26 protein-coding genes are annotated in these 21,010 nt (G+C 72.1%); 21 read left to right on the forward strand and 5 right to left on the reverse strand.

What is annotated here, in order from left to right:
• Nucleotides 1–71 precede the first annotated feature (71 nt).
• The 12 genes from rplR (at nt 72) to C7456_RS09000 (ending at nt 8,468) form a co-directional block, all read left to right on the forward strand.
• A complete protein-coding gene (gene rplR, locus C7456_RS08945) occupies nt 72–431 on the forward strand; it encodes a 50S ribosomal protein L18 (protein ID WP_211306298.1) in 360 nt (119 codons plus the stop codon).
• A 163-nt stretch (nt 432–594) separates the two neighbouring features.
• Entirely contained in the window at nt 595–1,104 is a 510-nt protein-coding gene (gene rpsE / locus C7456_RS08950; protein ID WP_109723403.1) for a 30S ribosomal protein S5, read from the forward strand.
• Nucleotides 1,097–1,285 (forward strand): 50S ribosomal protein L30, encoded by a 189-nt coding sequence (gene rpmD, locus C7456_RS08955; RefSeq protein WP_109723404.1) that lies wholly within the window; start codon nt 1,097–1,099, stop codon nt 1,283–1,285. The genes rpsE and rpmD overlap by 8 nt, the downstream gene beginning before the upstream one ends.
• Nucleotides 1,285–1,722 carry a 50S ribosomal protein L15 gene (rplO, locus tag C7456_RS08960; RefSeq protein WP_211306304.1) on the forward strand — a complete coding sequence of 146 codons (438 nt, stop codon included), beginning with the start codon at nt 1,285–1,287 and terminating at the stop codon, nt 1,720–1,722. The genes rpmD and rplO overlap by 1 nt, the downstream gene beginning before the upstream one ends.
• A gap of 4 nt (nt 1,723–1,726) precedes the next feature.
• Nucleotides 1,727–3,052, forward strand: a complete 1,326-nt coding sequence (secY, locus tag C7456_RS08965) for a preprotein translocase subunit SecY (protein ID WP_109723406.1) — start codon at nt 1,727–1,729, stop codon at nt 3,050–3,052.
• Nucleotides 3,053–3,189: 137 nt separating this feature from the next.
• On the forward strand, nt 3,190–3,546 hold the full coding sequence (gene rpsM / locus C7456_RS08970) for a 30S ribosomal protein S13 (RefSeq protein ID WP_109723407.1): 357 nt from the start codon (nt 3,190–3,192) through the stop codon (nt 3,544–3,546).
• Nucleotides 3,547–3,558: 12 nt separating this feature from the next.
• Nucleotides 3,559–3,948, forward strand: coding sequence for a 30S ribosomal protein S11 (gene rpsK, locus C7456_RS08975; RefSeq protein ID WP_109723408.1), 390 nt, complete (start codon nt 3,559–3,561; stop codon nt 3,946–3,948).
• A 10-nt stretch (nt 3,949–3,958) separates the two neighbouring features.
• On the forward strand, nt 3,959–4,585 hold the full coding sequence (gene rpsD, locus C7456_RS08980) for a 30S ribosomal protein S4 (protein WP_109723409.1): 627 nt from the start codon (nt 3,959–3,961) through the stop codon (nt 4,583–4,585).
• 15 nt (nt 4,586–4,600) lie between these two features.
• Nucleotides 4,601–5,599 carry a DNA-directed RNA polymerase subunit alpha gene (locus C7456_RS08985; RefSeq protein ID WP_109723410.1) on the forward strand — a complete coding sequence of 333 codons (999 nt, stop codon included), beginning with the start codon at nt 4,601–4,603 and terminating at the stop codon, nt 5,597–5,599.
• A 244-nt stretch (nt 5,600–5,843) separates the two neighbouring features.
• Nucleotides 5,844–6,227 carry a 50S ribosomal protein L17 gene (gene rplQ / locus C7456_RS08990; RefSeq protein ID WP_109723411.1) on the forward strand — a complete coding sequence of 128 codons (384 nt, stop codon included), beginning with the start codon at nt 5,844–5,846 and terminating at the stop codon, nt 6,225–6,227.
• Between the two features lie 338 nt (nt 6,228–6,565).
• Complete coding sequence (locus C7456_RS08995; protein WP_109723412.1) at nt 6,566–7,063, forward strand: disulfide bond formation protein B; 498 nt, start codon at nt 6,566–6,568, stop codon at nt 7,061–7,063.
• 34 nt (nt 7,064–7,097) lie between these two features.
• Nucleotides 7,098–8,468 carry a class II 3-deoxy-7-phosphoheptulonate synthase gene (locus tag C7456_RS09000; RefSeq protein ID WP_109723413.1) on the forward strand — a complete coding sequence of 457 codons (1,371 nt, stop codon included), beginning with the start codon at nt 7,098–7,100 and terminating at the stop codon, nt 8,466–8,468.
• On the opposite strand, the gene C7456_RS09005 is transcribed toward C7456_RS09000, so the two are convergent.
• Both C7456_RS09005 and C7456_RS09010 read right to left on the reverse strand, forming a co-directional pair.
• Nucleotides 8,401–8,970 (reverse strand): GNAT family N-acetyltransferase, encoded by a 570-nt coding sequence (locus C7456_RS09005; RefSeq protein WP_109723414.1) that lies wholly within the window; start codon nt 8,968–8,970, stop codon nt 8,401–8,403. The two genes, C7456_RS09000 and C7456_RS09005, sit on opposite strands and share 68 nt — an antisense overlap.
• Entirely contained in the window at nt 8,970–10,604 is a 1,635-nt protein-coding gene (locus C7456_RS09010; protein ID WP_109723415.1) for an amidase, read from the reverse strand. The genes C7456_RS09005 and C7456_RS09010 overlap by 1 nt, the downstream gene beginning before the upstream one ends.
• A gap of 78 nt (nt 10,605–10,682) precedes the next feature.
• On the opposite strand from C7456_RS09010, the gene C7456_RS09015 reads away from it, so the two are divergent.
• The 5 genes from C7456_RS09015 (at nt 10,683) to rlmH (ending at nt 14,983) form a co-directional block, all read left to right on the forward strand.
• Complete coding sequence (locus C7456_RS09015; RefSeq protein ID WP_109723416.1) at nt 10,683–11,426, forward strand: c-type cytochrome; 744 nt, start codon at nt 10,683–10,685, stop codon at nt 11,424–11,426.
• Nucleotides 11,423–12,715 carry a cytochrome c gene (locus C7456_RS09020; RefSeq protein ID WP_109723417.1) on the forward strand — a complete coding sequence of 431 codons (1,293 nt, stop codon included), beginning with the start codon at nt 11,423–11,425 and terminating at the stop codon, nt 12,713–12,715. Before C7456_RS09015 ends, C7456_RS09020 begins: the two co-directional genes overlap by 4 nt.
• A gap of 70 nt (nt 12,716–12,785) precedes the next feature.
• The gene (locus C7456_RS09025; protein WP_109723418.1) at nt 12,786–13,856 is read left to right on the forward strand and encodes an NAD(P)H-dependent flavin oxidoreductase; all 1,071 of its coding nucleotides are present in this window, start codon (nt 12,786–12,788) and stop codon (nt 13,854–13,856) included.
• Nucleotides 13,857–13,932: 76 nt separating this feature from the next.
• Nucleotides 13,933–14,319, forward strand: coding sequence for a ribosome silencing factor (gene rsfS / locus C7456_RS09030; RefSeq protein WP_109723419.1), 387 nt, complete (start codon nt 13,933–13,935; stop codon nt 14,317–14,319).
• A 193-nt stretch (nt 14,320–14,512) separates the two neighbouring features.
• On the forward strand, nt 14,513–14,983 hold the full coding sequence (rlmH, locus tag C7456_RS09035) for a 23S rRNA (pseudouridine(1915)-N(3))-methyltransferase RlmH (RefSeq protein ID WP_109723606.1): 471 nt from the start codon (nt 14,513–14,515) through the stop codon (nt 14,981–14,983).
• 200 nt (nt 14,984–15,183) lie between these two features.
• Here the strand turns inward: rlmH and C7456_RS09040 are convergent, their stop codons facing one another.
• Nucleotides 15,184–15,900, reverse strand: a complete 717-nt coding sequence (locus C7456_RS09040; RefSeq protein WP_109723420.1) for a hypothetical protein — start codon at nt 15,898–15,900, stop codon at nt 15,184–15,186.
• 168 nt (nt 15,901–16,068) lie between these two features.
• Between C7456_RS09040 and C7456_RS09045 the strand changes: the two genes are divergently transcribed.
• The 3 genes from C7456_RS09045 to C7456_RS09055 all read left to right on the forward strand — a co-directional run bounded on the left by C7456_RS09045 (nt 16,069) and on the right by C7456_RS09055 (nt 18,726).
• On the forward strand, nt 16,069–16,518 hold the full coding sequence (locus tag C7456_RS09045; protein ID WP_109723421.1) for a GNAT family N-acetyltransferase: 450 nt from the start codon (nt 16,069–16,071) through the stop codon (nt 16,516–16,518).
• A gap of 86 nt (nt 16,519–16,604) precedes the next feature.
• Complete coding sequence (scpC, locus tag C7456_RS09050) at nt 16,605–18,119, forward strand: succinyl-CoA:acetate CoA-transferase ScpC (RefSeq protein WP_211306299.1); 1,515 nt, start codon at nt 16,605–16,607, stop codon at nt 18,117–18,119.
• 19 nt (nt 18,120–18,138) lie between these two features.
• Nucleotides 18,139–18,726 carry a Maf family protein gene (locus C7456_RS09055; RefSeq protein WP_109723422.1) on the forward strand — a complete coding sequence of 196 codons (588 nt, stop codon included), beginning with the start codon at nt 18,139–18,141 and terminating at the stop codon, nt 18,724–18,726.
• Here C7456_RS09055 and C7456_RS09060 read toward each other — a convergent pair.
• Nucleotides 18,716–19,447: a CPBP family intramembrane glutamic endopeptidase gene (locus tag C7456_RS09060; RefSeq protein WP_109723423.1), complete on the reverse strand. Its 732-nt coding sequence runs from the start codon at nt 19,445–19,447 to the stop codon at nt 18,716–18,718. The genes C7456_RS09055 and C7456_RS09060 overlap by 11 nt on opposite strands.
• 138 nt (nt 19,448–19,585) lie before the next feature.
• Nucleotides 19,586–19,981: an MAPEG family protein gene (locus C7456_RS09065; RefSeq protein WP_109723424.1), complete on the reverse strand. Its 396-nt coding sequence runs from the start codon at nt 19,979–19,981 to the stop codon at nt 19,586–19,588.
• A 117-nt stretch (nt 19,982–20,098) separates the two neighbouring features.
• Between C7456_RS09065 and ypfJ the strand changes: the two genes are divergently transcribed.
• The gene (gene ypfJ / locus C7456_RS09070; protein WP_109723425.1) at nt 20,099–20,971 is read left to right on the forward strand and encodes a KPN_02809 family neutral zinc metallopeptidase; all 873 of its coding nucleotides are present in this window, start codon (nt 20,099–20,101) and stop codon (nt 20,969–20,971) included.
• The last annotated feature ends 39 nt before the right edge of the window (nt 20,972–21,010 follow it).

Here is a 21,010-nt window from a genome sequence, read left to right on the forward strand (position 1 = left end):
AAAGCCCGGCCATCCATGGCCGGACTTCTCAAAAGAGCCAGATCCCTATAGCCGATCCGCTTTCGAGGAACATGACGATGAACAAGAAAGAAGCCCGTCTGCGCCGCGCCAAGGCCACCCGCGCGCACATCCGCAAGCTCGCCGTGGCGCGCCTGTCGGTGCATCGCAGCGGCCAGCACCTGTACGCCCAGGTGTTCGACGCCTCCGGCGAGAAGGTGGTTGCCGCCGCCTCGACCGTGCAGAAGTCGGTCGCCGAGGGCCTGAAGGGCACCAAGAACCTGGCCGCCGCCGCGGCAGTGGGCAAGGCCGTCGCCGAGCGCGCGCTGGCCGCGGGGGTGGAGTCGGTCGCGTTCGACCGCTCCGGCTTCCGCTACCACGGCCGCATCAAGGCGCTGGCCGACGCGGCCCGCGAGGCCGGACTGAAGTTCTGAGATCAGGGAATGGGGAATTAGGGAGTAGGGAATAGCAAAAGCGCCGGTTCCGCGGCTTTCACTATTCACCATTCCCGATTCCCGCCCGCAAGGCAAAAACAACTCCAAGCGGCAGCAGCCGCAAGCAAAAGTCCCGGATGGTCCGGGCACACGGAAACGAACAATGTCTTCTACCGATCGCGAAAATTCCGACGGCCTGCTCGAGAAGCTGATCGCCGTCAACCGCGTGGCCAAGACCGTCAAGGGTGGCCGCCAGATGAGCTTCACCGCGCTGACCGTGGTTGGCGACGGCGAGGGCAAGGTCGGCTTCGGCTACGGCAAGGCGCGCGAGGTGCCGGTCGCCATCTCCAAGGCGATGGAGCGCGCCCGCCGCAACATGGTGAGCATCGACCTGAACAACGGCACGCTGTGGTACGCCATCAAGGCCAACCACGGCGCCGCGCGCGTGTTCATGCAGCCGGCCGCCGAAGGTACCGGCGTGATCGCCGGCGGCGCGATGCGCGCCGTGCTGGAAGTGGTCGGCGTGAAGAACGTGCTGGCCAAGGCGGTCGGCTCGCGCAATCCGATCAACCTGGTGCGCGCCACCATCAAGGGCCTGCAGGCGATCGCCTCGCCCAAGCGCATCGCCGCCAAGCGCGGCAAGACCGTGGAAGAGGTGCTCGGCAATGGCTAACAACGACAAGACCGTCCGCGTCCGCCTGGTCAAGGGCCTGCGCGGCGTGCAGAACCGTCATCGCCTGAGCGTGAAGGCGCTCGGCCTGAACAAGCGCAACGACGTCCGTGAACTGAAGGACAGCCCGCAGGTGCGCGGCCTGATCAACACGGTCTACTACCTGGTGCGGGTCGAGGAGTAATCATCATGCGTCTGAACGACATCAAGCCGGCCGCCGGTTCGCGCAAGACGCGCCTGCGCGTCGGTCGCGGCATCGGCTCGGGCCTGGGCAAGACCGCGGGCCGCGGCCACAAGGGCCAGCACGCCCGCGCCGGCGGCACCCACAAGTTCGGCTTCGAGGGCGGCCAGATGCCGCTGCAGCGCCGCCTGCCGAAGGTCGGTTTCCGCTCGCAGAAGAAGGCCGAGAGCCAGCAGGTGTTCCTGTACCAGCTCGCCGGTCTGAAGGACGAGGTGATCGACGTGGTCGCCCTGCACAAGGCCGGCCTGATCGACAGCCGCGCCAAGAAGGTCAAGGTCGTCGCCAAGGGCGAGATCGGCCGCGCGGTGAAGCTGTCCGGCGTGCTGGCCACGGCCGGCGCCAAGGCGGCGATCGAAGCTGCCGGCGGCAGCGTGGAGTAAGCACGTGGCGGCAGGCCAGGGCAATTCGCTCGGTGCGCTCGGCAAGCTGACCGAACTGCGTCAGCGCATCTTCTTCGTGATCGGTGCGCTGATCGTGTTCCGCCTCGGCTCGTTCATCCCCGTGCCGGGCGTGAACCCGGAGGCGATGACGCGGCTGATCGAGCAGGGCGGCGGCCTGCTGAACATGTTCAACATGTTCTCCGGCGGCTCGCTGTCCCGCTTCTCGGTGTTCGCGCTGGGCGTGGTGCCGTACATCTCGGCGTCCATCGTGGTGCAGATGATGGGCTCGGTGATCCCGAGCTGGCAGAACCTGCGCAAGGAGGGCGAGGCCGGCCGGCGCAAGATGACCATGTACACCCGCTTCGGCACGGTGGCGCTGGCGGCCTTCCAGGGCTTCGGCATCGCCATGGCGCTGCAGAAGCAGGTGGCCGCGGGCGGCGCGCCGGTGGTGTACACCCCGGGCATGGGCTTCGTGATGGCCTCGGTGGTCGGCCTGACCGCCGGCACCATGTTCCTGATGTGGCTGGGCGAGCAGATCACCGAGCGCGGCATCGGCAACGGCATCTCGCTGCTGATCTTCGCCGGCATCGTCGCCGGCCTGCCGGGCGCGGTGGCGCATACCCTGGGCATGGCCAGCAACGGCGAGCTCTCGGTGCTGCGGCTGATCCTGGTGGTGGCGCTGATCCTCGGCGTGACGGCGTTCGTGGTGTTCATGGAGCGCGCCCAGCGGCGCATCACCGTGAACTACGCGCGCAAGTCCGGCGGCCAGCGGGCCTACATGAACCAGACCTCGCACCTGCCGCTGAAGATCAACATGTCGGGCGTGATCCCGCCGATCTTCGCCTCCAGCCTGCTGATGTTCCCGGCCACCGCCGCCAACTGGTTCGGCGCCGGTCACCAGGCGCGCTGGCTGCAGGAGCTGACCCAGGCGCTGACGCCGGGCGAGCCGCTGTACGACATCGTGTTCTCCGTGCTGGTGATCACCTTCGCCTTCTTCTACACGGCGATCGTGTTCAACTCGCAGGAGACCGCGGACAACCTCAAGCGCTCCGGCGCGCTGATCCCCGGCATCCGCCCGGGCCGCGCCACCGGGGAGTACATCGACAACGTGATGACGCGCCTGACCGGCGTGGGCGCGCTGTACCTGGTGCTGGTCTGCCTGGTGCCGTCGTTCATGCAGAAGGCCTGGCACGTCCCGTTCTACTTCGGCGGCACCTCTCTGCTGATCGTGGTGGTCGTGGTGATGGATTTCACTGCCCAGGTGCAGGCGCATCTGGTCAGTCACCAGTACGAAAGTCTGCTCAAGAAGGCCAATCTCCGCCGCAACTGATGGCTGCTGGGGCTGCGGGAGAGAAGGCCTTGAAACGGGATCCGGCGGCGCCTGGCGCCGCAGGGCTTTCCTGTCGGGGTATTTAAGGTTAGAATTGCGCGTTTACCGCGCACGAATCGCATCGGAGAAAGCACATCATGGCGCGCATCGCGGGTGTCAATTTGCCGGTCCACAAGCACGTGTGGGTCGGCCTGCAGAGCATCTACGGCATCGGCCGCAGCCGGGCCAAGAAGGTCTGCGCGGACGCTGGCGTGGTCCCCACCACGCCGATCAAGTCCCTCAGCGAGGGCGAGGTGGAGAAGCTCCGCCACGAGGTCGGCAAGTACGTCGTCGAGGGCGACCTGCGCCGCGAGGTCGGCATCGCCATCAAGCGTCTGATGGACCTGGGTTGCTACCGCGGTCTGCGCCACCGCCGTGGCCTGCCGGTGCGCGGCCAGCGCACGCGTACCAACGCGCGTACCCGCAAGGGCCCGCGCCGCGCGATCAAGAAGTAACGGATTCCGAACATGGCCAAGCCAGCTGTCAAGACCAAGAAGAAGATCAAGCGCGTCGTCACGGATGCCGTGGCGCACGTGCAGGCCTCCTTCAACAACACCATCGTCACCATCACCGACCGCCAGGGCAACGCCCTGTCGTGGGCGACCGCCGGCGGCGCGGGCTTCCGCGGCTCGCGCAAGTCGACCCCGTTCGCCGCGCAGGTCGCCGCCGAGAAGGCCGGCCGCGCCGCCAGCGACTACGGCGTGAAGACCGTGGAAGTGCGCATCAAGGGCCCGGGCCCCGGCCGCGAGTCGGCCGTGCGTTCGCTGAACGCGCTGGGCTACAAGGTGCTCAACATCATCGACGTCACGCCGATCCCGCACAACGGCTGCCGTCCCCCCAAGAAGCGTCGAGTCTAAGGAGTCCCCCATGGCCCGTTATCGTGGAGCTACCTGCAAGCTCGCCCGCCGCGAGGGCGCGGACCTCAGCCTGAAGAGCCCGGCACGCGCGATCGATTCCAAGTGCAAGCTGGAGAACAAGCCCGGCCAGCACGGCGCCAACAAGCGCATGCGCATGTCCGACTACGCCGTGCAGCTGCGCGAGAAGCAGAAGGTCAAGCGCATCTACGGCGTGCTCGAGCGCCAGTTCAGCAACTACTACGCCAAGGCGTCGACCCTCAAGGGCAACACCGGCGAGAACCTGCTGCGCCTGCTCGAGAGCCGCCTGGACAACGTCGTCTACCGCATGGGCTTCGCGGTCACCCGCGCCCAGGCCCGCCAGCTGGTGAGCCACAAGGCGGTGCTGGTCAACGGCAAGAAGGTCAACATCCCGTCCTACCAGGTCAAGCCGGGCGACGAGATCGCGCTGACCGAGCGCGCGCGCAACCAGCTGCGCGTGCAGGAAGCGGCGACGGTGTTCGACACCATGGACCTGCGTCCGATCTGGGTCGAGGTGGACGCGAAGAAGTTCGCCGGCACCTTCAAGTCGGTGCCGGACCGCGGCGACCTGCCGTCCGACATCAACGAAGCCCTGATCGTCGAGCTTTATTCGAAGTAATCACCGGAGCCCTGCATGGCAGTTTCGTCAACTAGCGTGCTGCGGCCTCGCGGCCTCAGCGTCGAGCAGCTCGGACCGAACCGCGCGAAGGTGGTGGTCGAGCCGCTCGAGCGTGGCTTCGGCCACACCCTGGGCAACGCGCTGCGCCGCGTGCTGCTCTCGTCCATCCCCGGCAGCGCCATCGTCGAGGTGGAGATCGACGGCGTGCTGCACGAGTACACCACCCTCGAGGGCCTGCAGGAGGACATCATCGAGGTCCTGCTCAACCTCAAGGACGTGGCGATCCGTCAGCATTCCGGCGACGAGGTGACCCTCACCCTGTCCAAGAAGGGCAAGGGCGTGGTCACCGCCGGCGACATCGTGGTGGACCACACGGTCGAGATCGTCAACCCCGACCACGTGATCTGCCACCTGACCAAGGACATCGCGCTCAACATGCGCCTGAAGGTGCGCCGCGGCGTCGGCTACCAGCCGGCCAGCGCGCGCCAGCATCCGGACGACGAGGCGCGCCCGATCGGCCGCCTGCAGCTGGACGCCTCCTTCGCGCCGGTGCTGCGCGTCGCCTACGAGGTGGACGCGGCCCGCGTGGAGCAGCGCACCAACCTCGACAAGCTGGTGCTGGACATCGAGACCAACGGCACCATCGGCGCCGAGGACGCGGTGCGCAAGGCCGCCGAGATCCTCAACGACCAGCTGTCGGTGTTCGGCGACTTCGCCCGCCGCGAGAGCGCCACCGACAAGGCCGAGAAGGGCGGCTTCGACCCGCTGCTGCTGCGCCCGATCGACGACCTGGAGCTCACCGTGCGTTCGGCGAACTGCCTGAAGGCCGAGAGCATCTACTACATCGGCGACCTGGTGCAGAAGACCGAGGTCGAGCTGCTGAAGACGCCGAACCTGGGCAAGAAGTCGCTCACCGAGATCAAGGACGTCCTTGGCTCGCGCGGCCTGGCTCTGGGCATGAAGCTGGAGAACTGGCCGCCGCCGGGTCTCTCGCACGGCATGCAGTTGGGTTGATGAGTTACTGGTGCGATCGTCCTTGATCGCCGTGTAGCAGGACATCGGCCAGGGCGTGTATAGCGCCTTGGCCGAACACCAAAAGCGGCCATCCATGGCCGCACTCCTCGCAAGAGCTTTCGCTTCGGTTGGGGATTTTAAAAAGAGCCTTGCTTCGATGAGGCCATAAAAGCGGGTAACCGCGGGGCGTTGGACATAGGTGCCAGCGCTTCATAACAACAGACCTACATAGAGAGTATTCGCCATGCGCCACATGAAATCCGGACGCAAGCTCAACCGGACCAGCAGCCACCGCGAAGCCATGTTCAAGAACATGGCCGCGTCGCTGATCAAGCACGAGCTGATCCGCACCACCCTGCCCAAGGCGAAGGAGCTTCGCCGCGTGGCCGAGCCGCTGATCACCCTGGCCAAGACCGACGGCGTCGCCAACCGCCGCCTGGCCTTCGCGCGCCTGCGCGACAAGCAGGCCGTGGGCAAGCTGTTCGTCGAGCTGGGGCCGCGCTACCGCGAGCGTCCCGGCGGCTACCTGCGCATCCTCAAGTGCGGCTTCCGCCCGGGCGACAACGCGCCGATGGCCTACGTCGAGCTGGTGGACCGTCCGCGCGCCGAGGCGGCCGACGCCGAGTAAGCGCCCTCGCAGGGCAAGACACGAGACCCCGGCAGGGCGACCTGCCGGGGTTTTTCGTTTCGGCGGCCCGGGTTTCCGCGGAAGTCGGCCGCCTTCGGAGGGCGCGGCCGGGGATCGTGGCCATCGCGGCCGGAGGCCGCTCCCCACAAAAACCTGCCGAGCCCCCTGTGGGAGCGGCCTCCGGCCGCGATGGCCGAGCCCCCAGTGGCCACATCGGGCCCAAGTGCACCTGGGGCGGAGCCAAGGCCAACCCCGTTTGGAAGTCCAAACACCCCAGACGGCTGACAGCGCGCCAGCGAGCGGGTAATGTCGGCGTTCCGCAACGCGACACGCCCGCCATGAATCCTCTCCGCTGGTCGTTCCGTGTCAGCTACCTCGCCGGCTTCGCGGCCTGCGCGGCGCTGCTGGGCTTCGCGCTGTACACCGAGTACTTCTGGGGGCTGATCCCGTGCCCGCTGTGCATCTTCCAGCGCATCGCCTTCATGGTGATGGCGGTGTTCTTCCTGCTCGGCGGCCTGCACGCGCCGCGCGCGGGCGGGCGCTGGGTCTACGCCGGCGGCGTGCTGCTGGGCGCGCTGGGCGGCATCGCGGTGGCCGCGCGGCACCTGTGGATCCAGTCGCTGCCGGCCGATCAGGTGCCCTCGTGCGGGCCGCCGCTGGACTACATGTTCAGCGCCTTCCCGCTGGCCAAGGTGCTGCGGCTGGTGTTCACCGGCTCGGGCGAGTGCGCCAAGGTGGAGCCGGTGCTCGGCCTGCCGATGCCGGCGTGGACGCTGCTGTGGTACGTGCTGCTCGCCGCCTGGGCGCTCCGCGCCGCGCTGCGCAGGCGCGCGTGACATGCTGGCTCCCGCCTCTTCCGGATACCGCGTCATGAACGTCGCCTCCACGCCTTTCCACGAAGCCGCCGGCTGGTCGCCGGACTCGTGGCAGCGGCGCACGGCGCTGCAGCAGCCGCAGTACGCGGACGCCGCCGAGCTGGCGCGGGCCACCGCGCAACTGGCCCGGCTGCCGCCGCTGGTCACCTCGTGGGAGGTGCTGGCGCTCAAGCAGGCGCTGGCCGAGGCGCAGGAGGGCCGGCGCTTCCTGCTGCAGGGCGGCGACTGCGCGGAGAGCTTCGCCGACTGCACCAGCCCGATCATCTCCAACCGGCTCAAGGTGCTGCTGCAGATGAGCCTGGTGCTGGTGCACGGCCTGAAGAAGCCAGTGCTGCGCGTGGGCCGCTTCGCCGGGCAGTACGCCAAGCCGCGCTCGGCCGACACCGAGACGCGCGACGGCGTGACCCTGCCGAGCTTCCGCGGCGACCTGGTCAACAGCCCCGAGTTCACACCGGAAGCGCGGCGCGCCGACCCGCAGCGGCTGATCCAGGCGCACGCGCACTCGGCGCTGACCATGAACTTCGTGCGCGCGCTGATCGACGGCGGCTTCGCCGACCTGCACCACCCGGAGTACTGGGACCTGGCCTGGGTGGAGCACTCGCCGCTGGCCGCCGAGTACCGTCGCATGGTGGCCGGCATCGGCGACTCGTTGCGCTTCATGGAAACCCTGGCCGGGCCGATCGCCGGCTTCACCCGGGTCGACTTCTTCACCTCGCACGAGGCGCTGCTGCTGCACTACGAGCAGGCGCTGACCCGGCAGGTGCCGCGGCACAAGGGCTGGTTCAACCTGTCCACGCACTTCCCGTGGATCGGCATGCGCACCGCCGCGCTGGACGGCGCGCACGTGGAGTATTTCCGCGGCATCCGCAACCCGGTCGCGGTGAAGATCGGTCCCTCGGTGACGCCGGACCAGCTGCTGCCGCTGATCGACGCGCTGAATCCCGACGAGGAGCCCGGCCGGCTCACCCTGATCACCCGCATGGGCAACGCGAAGATCGCCCAGGCGCTGCCGCCGCTGCTGGAGGCGGTCAGGCGCGAGGGCCGCCGCGTGCTGTGGGTGGCCGACCCGATGCACGGCAATACCGAGAGCACCTCCAACGGCTTCAAGACCCGCCGCTTCGACAACATCCGCGGCGAGCTGGACCAGGCCTTCGACATCCACGCCGCGGCCGGCACCCGGCTGGGCGGCGTGCACCTGGAGCTGACCGGCGAGAACGTCACCGAGTGCATGGGCGGCGCGCGCGACCTGTCCGAGCTCGACCTGGAGCGCGCCTACAAGTCCACCGTGGACCCGCGCCTCAACTACGAGCAGTCGCTGGAACTGGCGATGCTGATCGTGCGCAAGTCGGCGGGCGGGCAGGGCTGAGCCCGTCCGCCGCACGCCGGCGCGACCCGCCGGGCGGTCGGGGCGGGCGGCGGTACACGGGGAGGCCCGAGCGCGTCGCCACCCGGCCATGCAGCCGCATGGCGGCGGCATGGCTCGCGTGGGTCTGCCAGTAGACCCGCTCCGCGCCCGCGCGCTGCGCCTGCGCGCAGGCCGTCTCGATCAGGGCGCGGCCCACGCCCTGGCCGCGCGCGGCCTCGGCGGTGAACAGGTCCTGCAGGTAGCAGCTGGGGCCCAGCGGGATGGCGCTGCGGTGGAACGGGTAGTGGGCCAGGTCCGGCAGCGCGCCGCCGCGCGCGGCGACCGGGGCGTGCACGGGCTCATAGCCGTCGAAGAAGCGCCGCCAGGTGCAGCGGGCCACCTCGGTCGGGCCGCTGCGGCCGTAGAAGGCGTTGTAGCCGGCTTCCAGGCGGAATCGTCGCCATGGGCCAGCGGGCGCGCCAGCAGCGGCTCGGCCATGCCCGCGTTCCCGGGGCGGCGGCATCAGGGCGCGCCGGCCGGCGCCACCGGCTGGCCGCCCACCGTGTCGAGGAAGCGCGGCGGCTGCCAGGCCCGGGCGTGCTGTTCGAAGCCGTAGGCGATGGCGATCAGCGTGGGCTCGCTCCATTTCGCGCCGAACAGCACGATGCCCACCGGCAGGTCGTGCGCGAAGCCGGCCGGCACGGTGATCGACGGGTAGCCGGCCACCGCCGCCGGCTGCGAGGCGCCGCCCACGGTGGGGTCGCCGCTGACGATGTGGTCGCCCAGCACCGGGTCGGTGACGAAGGCCGGGCCCCAGGACGGCGCGAGCAGGGCGTCCAGGTGGTCCTTCGCCAGCGCGGCGTCGATGCCCTCCGGGCCGGCCAGGCGCCGGGCCCTGGCCTGCGCGTCGAGGTAGGCCTTGTCGGTCAGCGGCCCGCGCGCCTGCGCCTGCTCGAACAGCTCCTGCCCGAACCACGGCATCTCCTCCGCGGCGTGCTGCCTGTCGAAGGCGATCAGGTCGGCCAGCGACTTCACCCCGAGGCCGGGACGGCCGGCGAGGTAGGCGTCGATGTCGTGCTTGAAGTCGTACGACAGCACGGTGAGCTCGGGCTCGCCGAGTTCGCCCAGGTGCGGGATCCGCACCGGGTCGACGATCACCGCGCCCTGCGCCTTCATCAGCGCGATGGCCTGCTCCAGCACGCGGTCGGCGTTGGGCTCGGCGCCGGCGAGCTGGCGCACCACGCCGATGCGCCTGCCCTTCAGGCCGTCCGGGTCGAGGAAACGGGTGTAGTCGGTGGCGTGCGCGTCGGCCTCGGCGGTGGCCGGGTCGCGCGGGTCGCTGCCGGCGATCACGCCCAGCACGGCGGCCGCGTCGGCCACGCTGCGCGCCATCGGGCCGGCGGTGTCCTGGTCGTGGCTGATCGGCACGATGCCGCTGCGGCTGACCAGGCCGAGCGTGGGCTTGATGCCGACCAGGCCGTTGAACGAGGCCGGGCAGATGATCGAGCCGTCGGTCTCCGTGCCGAGCGCCACCGTGGCCAGCCCGGCGGCGACCGCCGCGCCCGAGCCGGCGCTGGAGCCGCACGGATTGCGGTCCAGCACGTAGGGATTCTTCGTTTGCCCGCCGCGCGCGCTCCAGCCGCTGTTGGCGTGGTTGGAGCGGTAGTTGGCCCACTCGCTGAGGTTGGTCTTGCCCAGGACCAGCGCACCGGCCGCGCGCAGGCGCTCCACCACGAAGGCGTCGCGCGGCGCGGGCGCACCGGCCAGCGCCAGCGAGCCGGCGGTGGTGAGCATGCGGTCGCCGGTGTCGATGTTGTCCTTCAGCAGCACCGGGATGCCGTACAGCGCGCCGCGGGCGCCGGCCTTGCGCCCGGCGTCCAGCTCGCCGGCCAGGCGCAGCGCGTCGGGGTTGGTCTCGATCACCGAGCGCAGCGCCGGGCCGCCCTGGTCGATCCGCCGGATGCGGTCCAGGAACTGCCGCGCCAGCGCGCGGCTGTCCAGCTGGCCGGCGGCCATGCGCCGGTGCAGCTCGGCGATGGACGCATAGGCGTCGGACGTCCGGACGTCCGCGGCGCCGGCGCGGCCGGCCAGCAGCAGGGCGAAGGCGAGGGCGAGTCGGGAACACGGGCGTGGCACGGCGGCTTTCCCCGAGGGCATGCGACACGTTGTCGCGGACGGCCCAGCTTAGCCGGGACGGCGACGAAGGCGCGACACTCCGCCGCCTATAATGCGTGGATGAAACCCCCCGACCGGTTGCGCCCAGCCCTGCACGCCAGCGCCCTGCTGGTGCTGCTGGCCTTCCCCTTCGCCCCGCGCGCGCAGGAGGCCGCACCCGTGGTGCCGGACACCCTGCGGCAGCGCATCGCCGCCTGCACCGCCTGCCACGGCGTGCACGGCGAGGGCACGCCGCAGAGCGGCTTCTTCCCGCGCCTGGCCGGCAAGCCCGCCGGTTACCTGGCGCGCCAGCTGCAGGACTTCCAGAACGGCCTGCGCAAGTACGCGCCGATGGAGTACACCGTGCGCGGCCTCAGCCCCGCCTACATGCGCGAGATCGCCGACTACTTCGCCGCCCAGCAGGTGCCCTACGAGCGCTCGCCGGTGCCGCGGCTGCCGGCCGACGCGCTGGCGCGCGGCGAGCGGCTGGTCACCCAGGGCGATCCGGATCGCAAGCTGCCCGCCTGCCAGGCCTGCCACGGCAGCCAGCTCACCGGCGTGCAGCCGGACATCCCGGGCCTGGTCGGCCTGCCGTACGACTACATCAGCTCGCAGCTGGGCTCCTGGCGCACCAGGACGCGCGCCACCGTGGCGCCGGACTGCATGGCCGAGATCGCCAACCGGCTGAGCGCCGAGGACATCACCGCGGTGGCCGCCTGGCTGGCCAGCCGCGAGCTGCCGGCCGACATGCACGCGCAGCCGGCCGGCTCGGTGAACCCGCCGCTGGCCTGCGGCGTGCTCGGCGCGAAGGAGGCCGCGCGATGAAGCTGCTGTCGCGTTTCCTGGTCGCCGCGGCAGTCGTCGCCGTGCTCGCCGTCGGCTGGCTGCTGCTGCGCGAGCGCGGCCACGCGCCGGTGCCGCGCGCGGACAGCGCGGTGAGCGCCGCGCGCCTGCAAGACCCCGCGCTGGTCGCCCGCGGCGCCTATCTCGCCAGGGTGGGCGACTGCGCCAGCTGCCACACCGCGCAGGGCGGCGCGCCCTACGCCGGCGGGCGCCGCCTGCCCACGCCGTTCGGCGACATCCCGGCGCCCAACCTCACCCCGGACCGCGAGACCGGCCTGGGCGCGTGGAGCTTCGAGGACTTCTGGCGCGCGCTGCACCAGGGCGAAGGCCGCGACGGCCGCCTGCTGTACCCGGCCTTCCCGTACACCTCCTACACCAAGGTGAGCCGCGACGACGCGCTGGCGCTCTTCGCCTACCTGCAGTCGCTGCCGCCGGTGCGCCAGCCCAACGCGGCGGCGGGCGTGGGCTTCCCGTACAACCTGCGGGCCAGCCTGTCGGCGTGGCGCTCGCTGTACTTCAATCCGGGCGAGTTCCGCCCCGATCCCGCCCAGTCGCCGGAGTGGAACCGCGGCGCCTACCTGGTCGAAGGGCTGGGCCACTGCAACGAGTGCCACGTCGCGCGCGACGCGCTGGGCGGGCTGCCGAAGCAGGCCACCCTCACCGGCGGCCAGATCCCGGCGCAGAACTGGTACGCGCCGGACCTGGGCATGCAGGCCAACGGCGGGCTGCAGGGCTGGAGCGAGCAGGACCTCGTGGACCTGCTCAGGACCGGCCGGTCCGCCAGGGGCAGCGCCTTCGGCCCGATGGCCGAGGTGGTGACGCAGAGCACCCAGCACATGGACGAGGCCGACCTGCGCGCCATCGCCACCTACCTCAGGTCGCTGCCGCCGCGGCCGCCGCCGGCCGCGCAGAAGCCGCTGCTGGACACCTCCGCGCTGGTCGATGCCGGCGGCAAGCTCTACGCCGACCGCTGCGCCGCCTGCCACGGCAAGGACGGCAAGGGCGTGGCCGGCGTGTATCCGCCGCTGGACGGCAATTCCTCGGTGGACGAGCCGACCGGGGTCAACGCGATCCGCGTGGTGCTGCTGGGCGGCTTCGCGCCGCTCACCAAGGACAACCCGCGCCCGTACTCGATGCCGCCGTTCGCCCAGCAGCTCAGCGACCGCGAGGTGGCGGCGGTGGTGAGCTACATCCGCCAGGCCTGGTCGAACCATGCCGGCGCGGTGCAGGAGCGCGACGTGGCCGCCTACCGGCATACGCCGGTCGACTGATCGGGCGGCCCGCCGGCCTCGCGCGGGAGGCCGGATAAAATCCGCCGGCCGCCGTTTCCGGAGTCCCGCCATGCCGGTCCCCTTCCTCGCTCCGCTCGGCGTCGAGCACCCGCTGGTCCAGGCGCCGATGGCCGGCTCCGACACGCCGGCGCTGGCCGCCGCGGTGAGCGGCGCCGGCGCGCTCGGCTCGCTTGGCTGCGGCTACCTGGAGCCGGAAGACCTGCTGGCGCGGGCCGCGCAGGTCCGCGCCAGCACCGACCGCCCGTTCGCGCTCAACCTGTTCGTGCTGCCGGAGAGCTTCGCGGTGGACGAGGCGGCGGTGGCGCGCATCCGCGAGCGGCTCGACGCGCTGATGGCGGCCGAGGGGCTGGACGTGCGCACCACCCGGCCGGCGCGCTGGGCGCCCTCGTTCGCCGACCAGTTCGCCGCGCTGTGCGAGGCGCGGCCGGCGGTGGCCAGCTTCGCCTTCGGCCTGCTCGACCAGGCGCGGATGCGCGAGCTGCGCCGGCGCGACATCCGCGTGGTCGGCACCGCCACCACGGTGGACGAGGCGCGCGCCTGGGAGGCGCTGGGCGCCGACGCGGTGTGCGTGCAGGGCGCCGAGGCCGGCGGCCACCGCGGCGGCTTCCTGCATCCGCCGGAGGAGACGCTGGTGGGCCTGTTTGCGCTGGTCCCGCTGGCCGTGCGCGCGGTGCGCATCCCGGTGATCGCCGCCGGCGGCATCATGGACGGCCGCGGCATGCTCGCCGCGGAGGTGCTGGGCGCGGCGGCCAGCCAGCTCGGCACCGCCTTCCTGGTCTGTCCCGAGTCCGCCGCGGCGCAGGCATGGAAGGACGACCTGCCGCGGGCCGCCGAGCACCGCGTGGGCACCATCCGCAGCTTCTCCGGCCGCGCCGCGCGCGGCCTGGTCAACCGCTTCGTCGAGGCGATGCGGCCGTTCGAGCACGAGCTGCCGCCGTACCCCGTGCTCAACGCGCTCACCGCCCCGCTGCGGCGCGCCGCGGCGGCGGCCGGGCGCGGCGACCTGCTGTCGGAATGGTGCGGCCAGGCCGCCGCGCGGGTCCGGCCGATGCCGGCGGCCGCGCTGGCGGGCACGCTGGCGGACGAGTACCGGGCGGCCAGGCAGGCGCTGGCGGGTTGATGGGACCTTCGCGCGGCGGCGCTATACTGCGCCCGCGCCAGTCCGGCGCGCCCCGACGCCGCGAGGCCACCCTCTCTTGAGCCCTACCCGTACCGCCAAGGCCGTCAGCACGGCCGCCCTGCGCAAGTCCGTCATCGACGCGCTGGAAGAACTGAAGGCCAAGGACATCCGCGAAATCGACGTCCGCGGCAAGACCTCCATCGCCGACCTGCTGGTGATCGCCTCCGGCACCTCGGCCCGCCACGTGAAATCCATTGCCGACGAAGTGGTGAAGTTCGCCAAGAAGGCGGGCGTGATGCCGCTGGGCGTGGAAGGCGAGCAGGAAGCCGAGTGGGTGCTGGTCGACCTCGGCGACGTGATCGTGCACGTGATGCTGCCGCGCATCCGCGAGTTCTACGGCCTGGAGCGGCTGTGGACGGTGGGCGACCGCGAGCAGGAGCTGGGCGCGGCGAGCGCGGGGTGAGCGCCGGGCCTTCTCCCTCTCCCCTGCGGGGAGAGCGGGGTGAGGGGCCGACCCTGCGACGCGCTTGCCGTTGCGAAGCGCGCTTCGATGTGCGCCATCGCAAGCCCCGCCCCCTCACCTCGATCCTCTCCCCGCAGGGGAGAGGAGGCGAAGGTGGGCGCTGCGCGCCCGTTTCCATCGTTCGACGGCGATGATGCGCGCGCGCATCATCGCCGTCGGCGAGCGCATGCCCGGCTGGGTGGCCGAGGGCTTCGCCGAGTACCGCAAGCGGCTGGCGCACGAGCTGCCGCTGGAACTCGTCGAGCTCAAGCCCGGCGCGCGCGGCAAGGGCCGCGACGACGCGCGGGCGATGCAGGAGGAGGGCGCGGCGATCCTCGCCGCGCTGCCGCGCGACGGCCACGCGGTCGCCCTGGACGGGCGCGGCAAGCCCTGGTCCAGCGAGGAGCTGGCCGAGCAGCTGCGCCGCTGGCGCATGGCCGGGCGCGACCTCGCCTTCCTGATCGGCGGCCCGGACGGTCACGCGCCCGAGGTGCTGGCCCGCGCCGACCAGCGCTGGTCGCTCGGCCCGCTGACCCTGCCGCACATGCTGGTGCGCCTGGTGCTGGCCGAGCAGCTGTACCGCGCCGCGACCATCGTGGCGGGGCATCCCTACCATCGCGCCTGAGCGTAGCCGCGCGATGGCCGCGGCGGTTTCGACCGGCGCGTGTATCGGGTTTTTGGCCGAGCACGCCTCACCGGGTTTCGGCCCGCTGCGCGGAACGTGTCGGAGTTGGATTCCGGCCTGCGCCGGAATGACGGAGGGGCAGGTCGGAAGGAAGGCGTGAAAGCCAATGCCCCGACGGGGGCATGTCGAACGCGCGCACCCTAGTGGTGGTGCTCGTGCTCGTCGTCGGCGCCGAGCGCGCCGCCCAGCCCAAGACCCGCGCCGGCGGCCATGCCACCGCCGCCCATGCCGCGGCCGCCGCCGGCCTTGCCGCCCTCGCGCGCGCCGCCCTCGCCCTTGCCCCGGTTGCCGGACGGCCGCGCCGGACCCTGCTTCGGGATCGGCAGGCCGGCCGGCACCGGCTCCAGGTCGAGTACGCGGCGGATGAAGTCGCGCAGCGAGACCACCAGCTCGTCGGTGTGCGTGGGGCGGCCCGCGGCGAGGTCGGCGGCGGCCCGCGCCGCCAGCCGCACCTGCTCCTCGGTGCCGAGCAGGATGATGTCCGACAGCGCGGCCTCCACCGCGTCGCGCATGCGCCGCGCGCGGTCGCTGCCGCCGGGGAAGCCGTCCTGCGGCGACGCGGGCGCGGCGGCGTCCGCCTCCGCGGCGGGGGCGGCGGGTGCCTCGGCCCGGCGCCGCAGGTCGCGCAGGTGGGTGGGATCGACCGCGAGGGTGCCGGTGAAGGAGCCGCCCAGCGTCTTGTAGGCGGCGATCAGCGTGCGCAGGCGCTCGTTGATCTGCCGGTTCTCGCGCTCGCGGCGCTGCTGCAGGGTCTGCATCGCGATCAGGCGGATGCCCACGCCGATCAGGGTGATCACGGCCAGCCCGACCAGCGTCGAGAGGAGCGCCTGCCAGGAACTGAAATCCAGATTGCGCATGAAAGGCTCCAGCAGCGGCGGCCGCCCGCCGGGTGTCGCGCGGGACGGGCGGGCGTTTGCAGCATGCCGCCCGCCGCCGCCTGCCGCAACGTCGGCGCGGGCGGCCACTGTCGCGGCGCGGCAGCCTTGGCTTAGGCTGGCCGCCCGTCCCCGCGAGCCGGCACCGCCATGAGCTTCCAGATCCAGCAGGCCACCATCCACGACCTCGACGCGCTGGCGCCGCTGTTCGACGGCTACCGCCAGTTCTACGGCCAGCCGCCCGATCTGGCGCGGGCGCGCGACTTCCTCGCCGCGCGCTTCGCGCACCACGAGTCGCTGCTGCTGCTGGCGCGCGGCGCGGCGGGCGAGGGGCTGGGCTTCACCCAGCTGTACCCGCTGTTCTCCTCGGTGCGCACCGCGCGCACCTATCTGCTCAACGACCTGTTCGTGGCAGCGGCGGCGCGCCGGCGGGGCGTGGCGAAGGCGCTGCTGCTCGCCGCCGCCGGGCATGCGCGCGCGCTGGGCGCGGCCGGCCTGTCGCTCTCCACCGGGCTGGACAACCGGCCGGCGCAGGCCCTGTACGAGTCGCTGGGCTGGCAGCGCGAGCGGCAGTTCTGCGAGTACACGCTGGCCCTGTGAGGGCCTGGCTGCGGCGTTCGGACGCGGGTCGATCCGCCGCACCGCGCGGTTAACATGAGGCCTTCCCCGACCGTGGAGCACGCCCCGTGACCGATGCGCGCATCGCCCATCCCGCCCTGGCCGCGCGGCGCATGCCGGCCGACGAGGCCGCCGCGCTGATCGCGCCCGGCATGACGGTGGGCATGAGCGGCTTCACCGGCGCGGGCTACCCGAAGGCGGTGCCGCAGGCGCTGGCGCAGCGCATCCTGGCGGCGCACGGGCGCGGCGAGGCGTTTGGCCTGCGCATCCTCACCGGCGCCTCCACCGCGCCGGAGCTGGACGGCGCGCTGGCCAAGGTCGGCGGCATCGACTTCCGCCTGCCGTACCAGTCCGACCCCGAGCTGCGCGCGCGCATCAACGCCGGGCTGATCGAGTACATGGACATCCACCTGGGCCAGGTGGCGCAGTACGCCTGGTTCGGCTTCCTCGGCAGGATCGACGTCGCGGTGATCGAGGTCGCCGGCATCCTGCCCGACGGCCGGCTGGTGCCCTCCACCTCGGTGGGCAACAACAAGACCTGGCTGGACCTGGCCGACAAGGTCGTCCTGGAGGTCAACCGCCGCCAGCCGCCCGGCCTGGACGGCATGCACGACATCTACTACGGCACCGCGCTGCCGCCCGAGCGCAAGCCGATCCCGCTGCTGCACCCGGGCGACCGCATCGGCGAGCCGTACCTCAAGGTGGACCCGGCCAAGGTGGTGGCGGTGGTGGAGACCGACGGGCCCGACCGCCTCGGCCGCTTCGCGCCGCCGGACGAGACCTCGCGGCGCATCGCCGGCCACCTGGTCGAGTTCTTCCGTCACGAGATCCGGGCGGGGCGCCTGCACGAGCACCTGCTGCCGCTGCAGTCCGGCGTGGGCAACATCGCCAACGCGGTGCTCGCCGGCCTGCGCGAGGGCGGCTTCGGCGGGCTCACCGCGTTCACCGAAGTGATCCAGGACGGCATGCTCGACCTGATCGGCGAGGGCATCATCCAGACCGCCTCGGCCACCGCGCTCTCGCTCAGCCCCGAGGGCGTGGAGCGCTTCGTGCGCGACATCGACACGTACCGCAAGCGCATCGTGCTGCGCCCGCAGGAGATCTCCAACCACGCCGAGTTGGTGCGGCGGCTGGGCTGCATCGCGATGAACGGCATGGTGGAGGCGGACCTCTACGGCAACGTCAATTCCACCCACGTGGCCGGCACCAGCATCATCAACGGCATCGGCGGCTCGGGCGACTTCGCGCGCAACGGCTTCCTGTCCTGCTTCGTCACGCCGAGCACGGCCAAGGGCGGCGCGATCTCGACCATCGTGCCGATGGTCAGCCACGTCGACCACACCGAGCACGACGTGGCGGTGCTCGTCACCGAGCAGGGCCTGGCCGACCTGCGCGGGCTCTCGCCCAAGCAGCGCGCGCGGCAGGTGATCGCGCACTGCGCGCACCCGGACTACCGGCCGCTGCTGCAGGACTACTTCGACCGCGCGCTGCGCGACAGCCGCGGCAAGCACACGCCGCACCTGCTGAACGAGGCGCTGTCCTGGCACCAGCGCTACCTCGACACCGGCAGCATGAAGCCCTGACCACGCCCGGAACCGCCGCATGCTCTACCTCGCCTCCCAGTCGCCGCGCCGCCGCGAGCTGCTCGCCCAGCTCGGCTACCGCTTCGAGGTCGTCGACGTCGACGTGCCGGAGCTGCGCGCGGCCGGCGAGCCGCCGCAGGACTACGTGAGCCGCGTGGCGCTGGACAAGGCGCGCGCCGGCCTGGCCGCGCTCGGCGCGCGGGGCGACGCGGTGGTGCTGGGTGCCGACACCGAGGTGGTGCTGGACGACGAGGTGTTCGGCAAGCCGGCCGGCGACGAGGATGCCGCGGCGATGCTGCGCCGGCTGTCCGGGCGCACCCACGCGGTGGTCTCGGCGGTGTGGGCGGCCGGCGCGACCCAGGCCGAGCGCGCGCTGTGCGTCTCGCGGGTGCGCTTCGCGCCGCTGGACGAGGCCGCCATCGCCGCCTACGTCGCCACCGGCGAGCCGTTCGGCAAGGCCGGCGGCTACGCCATCCAGGGCCGCGGCGCGGCGCTGGTCGAATACCTGGAGGGCAGCTACTCCGGCGTGATGGGCCTGCCGCTGTTCGAGACGGCGCGCCTGCTGCGCGGCTTCGGGCTGGCCCCGGGCCGAGCGCTCAGCCGGTGAACCAGGCCGCCAGCGCCAGCAGGTTGTTCACCCCGTGCGCCAGCACCGCCGGCCACAGCGAGCTGGAGCGCAGCCGCAGCCAGGCCAGCACCGCGGCGAGCAGGGCGAGGTTGGGCACCGCGTACCAGAGGAAGCCCAGGTCCGGCAGGTGCACCAGCGCGAACAGCAGCGAGCTGGCCGCCACCGCCCAGCCGGCCGGCACGCGGCGCAGCAGCGCCGACAGCAGCAGGCCGCGGAACAGCAGCTCCTCCACCAGCGGCCCCACCGTGGCCACCAGCAGCGCCAGCGGCAGGCGCAGGCCGAGCGAGACGGTGCCGCCCAGCTCCTTGATGTCCTGGCTCACCGCGTGGCCGCGTGCCAGCCACTGCGTCAGCCAGCTGCCGAACACCGGCAGCGCCAGCCCCAGCAGCACGGCCAGCGCGTAGTAGGGCGCGGCGCCGGCGCGGCTGAGGCCGAAGCCGGGCGGCGCGGCCTGCCGCCAGGCGAACGGCCACAGCGCGCGGACCGTCCAGGCGACCAGGCCGGTGGAGGCGAGCACGGTGAGGATCACCAGCAGCGCGCGCAGGTCCGCGCCGTTCATGCCCGGCAGGCGCGGCGCCAGCAGGTACAGCGCGCTGCCGATGCCCACCTGCAGGGCGAAGTACAGCACGATCACCGCCAGCGCGCCGCCGATGCCGGGCAGGCGCGGCGGGGCGGGAGGAAAGGGAGTGGCCTGGCTCATCGGGGCCCCTGGGGGTGCGTCGTGTCTCGCTGCTGCAACGGCCCGCGAGCCGCCTGGGATCACGCTAGCCGCGCCCCGGGAGGGGCGCAATCCTGTCCTCCGGCAGGGGCGTGGCGGCCTGCGTGCCGCGCGGGCGGCTCAGCCGGCGAGCAGGGCGCGCCCCAGGCCGACCACGCCGAGCAGCAGCGTGGCGGCCCAGCCGATCGAGCCGAGCAGGTAGCCGCCGCCGCGCTTGCCGGCGTCCTTGAGGTAGGCCAGCGCGTACCACACGCGCCCGGCGATCCAGACCAGCCCGGCCAGGCCGGCCCAGGCCGGGAAGCCGTAGCGCGCCGCCAGCCACAGCGTGGGCAGGAACAGCAGGGTGGCCTCCAGCGTGTTCATCTGCACACGGAACGCGCGCTCGAAGGCCGGGTGCCCGGTGGTGGCCGGCGCCTTCACGCCGTAGCGGTAGCGCGCGCGGCCGGCGGCGTACATGGTGCCGAACTGCAGCAGCACGGCGAGCAGGACGACGATGGCGGGCAGGTGCTGGAGCATGCGCGGGATTCCTGGAGCGGACGGTGCGCCTACTCTAGCGGCGCGCGCAGTTGGCGGGAGCGGTGCGCGGCGCTATCGTCCGCCCATCGCGGCCGGTCGCCGCGCGGGGAAGCCGTTATGGACTGGCAGAAGGGTCGCTCCAGCGACAACGTGGAGGAAGGCAGCGGCGGCGGTGGCGGCGGGTTCATCCCCGGCGGCGGCCGCGGGCTGGGCATCGGCGGCCTGATCCTGCTCGGCGTGCTCAGCCTGATCTTCAAGCGCGACCTGATCACGCCGTTCCTCGCCGGCGAGGGCGGCGCGCCGGGCCAGGCCAGCTCGCAGCCGACGCAGGCGGTGAGCTGCGACCGCGACGAGCAGACCCAGTTCGTGTGCAAGATCCTCGGCGCCACCGAGGACACCTGGGGCCAGGTCTTCGCCGAGCACGGCGCGCAGTACGCGCGGCCCAGGCTGCACCTGTTCACCGGCAGCGTGGGCACCGCCTGCGGCGCGGCCTCCACCGCGGTGGGCCCGTTCTACTGCCCGGGCGACCAGAAGGTATACCTGGACCTGTCCTTCTTCCAGGAACTGCAGGACCGCTTCCACGCCGCCGGCGACTTCGCCCGCGCCTACGTGATCGCGCACGAGGTCGGCCACCACGTGCAGAAGCTGATCGGCGTGTTCGACAAGGTCGAGCAGGCGCGCCGCCAGGGCGCGCCGATGGAGGGGGCCGACGGCCTCTCGGTGCGCCAGGAGCTGCAGGCCGACTGCTTCGCCGGCGTGTGGGCCAACCGCAGCCAGCGGAGCCTGAACTGGCTGCAGGAGGGCGACGTGGAATCGGCGCTCAACGCCGCCAGCCAGATCGGCGACGACACCCTGCAGCGCGAGGCGCGCGGCACGGTGATGCCCGACTCCTTCACCCACGGCACCTCGGCGCAGCGCGTGAAGTGGTTCAAGACCGGCTTCCAGAGCGGCGACATCGGCAGCTGCGACACCTTCGCCGGCGAACCTTGACGCCTGCTGCGGCCGGGCCCTGGCCGTTCTAGAATCCGC

This window comes from Fulvimonas soli, assembly GCF_003148905.1.
Lineage (GTDB): Bacteria > Pseudomonadota > Gammaproteobacteria > Xanthomonadales > Rhodanobacteraceae > Fulvimonas > Fulvimonas soli.

Coding starts and splice junctions, on each gene's coding strand:
- C7456_RS09010 (WP_109723415.1), bottom strand. CDS start 10,604: ATGCCCTCGGGGAAAGCCGCCGTGCCACGCCCGTGTTCCCGACTCGCC.
- C7456_RS09040 (WP_109723420.1), bottom strand. CDS start 15,900: ATGCGCAATCTGGATTTCAGTTCCTGGCAGGCGCTCCTCTCGACGCTG.
- rpsE (WP_109723403.1), top strand. CDS start 595: ATGTCTTCTACCGATCGCGAAAATTCCGACGGCCTGCTCGAGAAGCTG.
- rlmH (WP_109723606.1), top strand. CDS start 14,513: ATGCGCGCGCGCATCATCGCCGTCGGCGAGCGCATGCCCGGCTGGGTG.
- C7456_RS09015 (WP_109723416.1), top strand. CDS start 10,683: ATGAAACCCCCCGACCGGTTGCGCCCAGCCCTGCACGCCAGCGCCCTG.
- C7456_RS09060 (WP_109723423.1), bottom strand. CDS start 19,447: ATGAGCCAGGCCACTCCCTTTCCTCCCGCCCCGCCGCGCCTGCCCGGC.
- C7456_RS09025 (WP_109723418.1), top strand. CDS start 12,786: ATGCCGGTCCCCTTCCTCGCTCCGCTCGGCGTCGAGCACCCGCTGGTC.
- C7456_RS09005 (WP_109723414.1), bottom strand. CDS start 8,970: ATGCCGCCGCCCCGGGAACGCGGGCATGGCCGAGCCGCTGCTGGCGCG.
- rplR (WP_211306298.1), top strand. CDS start 72: ATGACGATGAACAAGAAAGAAGCCCGTCTGCGCCGCGCCAAGGCCACC.
- rplQ (WP_109723411.1), top strand. CDS start 5,844: ATGCGCCACATGAAATCCGGACGCAAGCTCAACCGGACCAGCAGCCAC.
- rpsK (WP_109723408.1), top strand. CDS start 3,559: ATGGCCAAGCCAGCTGTCAAGACCAAGAAGAAGATCAAGCGCGTCGTC.
- C7456_RS09000 (WP_109723413.1), top strand. CDS start 7,098: ATGAACGTCGCCTCCACGCCTTTCCACGAAGCCGCCGGCTGGTCGCCG.
- C7456_RS08995 (WP_109723412.1), top strand. CDS start 6,566: ATGAATCCTCTCCGCTGGTCGTTCCGTGTCAGCTACCTCGCCGGCTTC.
- C7456_RS09055 (WP_109723422.1), top strand. CDS start 18,139: ATGCTCTACCTCGCCTCCCAGTCGCCGCGCCGCCGCGAGCTGCTCGCC.
- C7456_RS09020 (WP_109723417.1), top strand. CDS start 11,423: ATGAAGCTGCTGTCGCGTTTCCTGGTCGCCGCGGCAGTCGTCGCCGTG.
- ypfJ (WP_109723425.1), top strand. CDS start 20,099: ATGGACTGGCAGAAGGGTCGCTCCAGCGACAACGTGGAGGAAGGCAGC.
- rpmD (WP_109723404.1), top strand. CDS start 1,097: ATGGCTAACAACGACAAGACCGTCCGCGTCCGCCTGGTCAAGGGCCTG.
- rpsM (WP_109723407.1), top strand. CDS start 3,190: ATGGCGCGCATCGCGGGTGTCAATTTGCCGGTCCACAAGCACGTGTGG.
- C7456_RS09045 (WP_109723421.1), top strand. CDS start 16,069: ATGAGCTTCCAGATCCAGCAGGCCACCATCCACGACCTCGACGCGCTG.
- C7456_RS08985 (WP_109723410.1), top strand. CDS start 4,601: ATGGCAGTTTCGTCAACTAGCGTGCTGCGGCCTCGCGGCCTCAGCGTC.
- rpsD (WP_109723409.1), top strand. CDS start 3,959: ATGGCCCGTTATCGTGGAGCTACCTGCAAGCTCGCCCGCCGCGAGGGC.
- C7456_RS09065 (WP_109723424.1), bottom strand. CDS start 19,981: ATGCTCCAGCACCTGCCCGCCATCGTCGTCCTGCTCGCCGTGCTGCTG.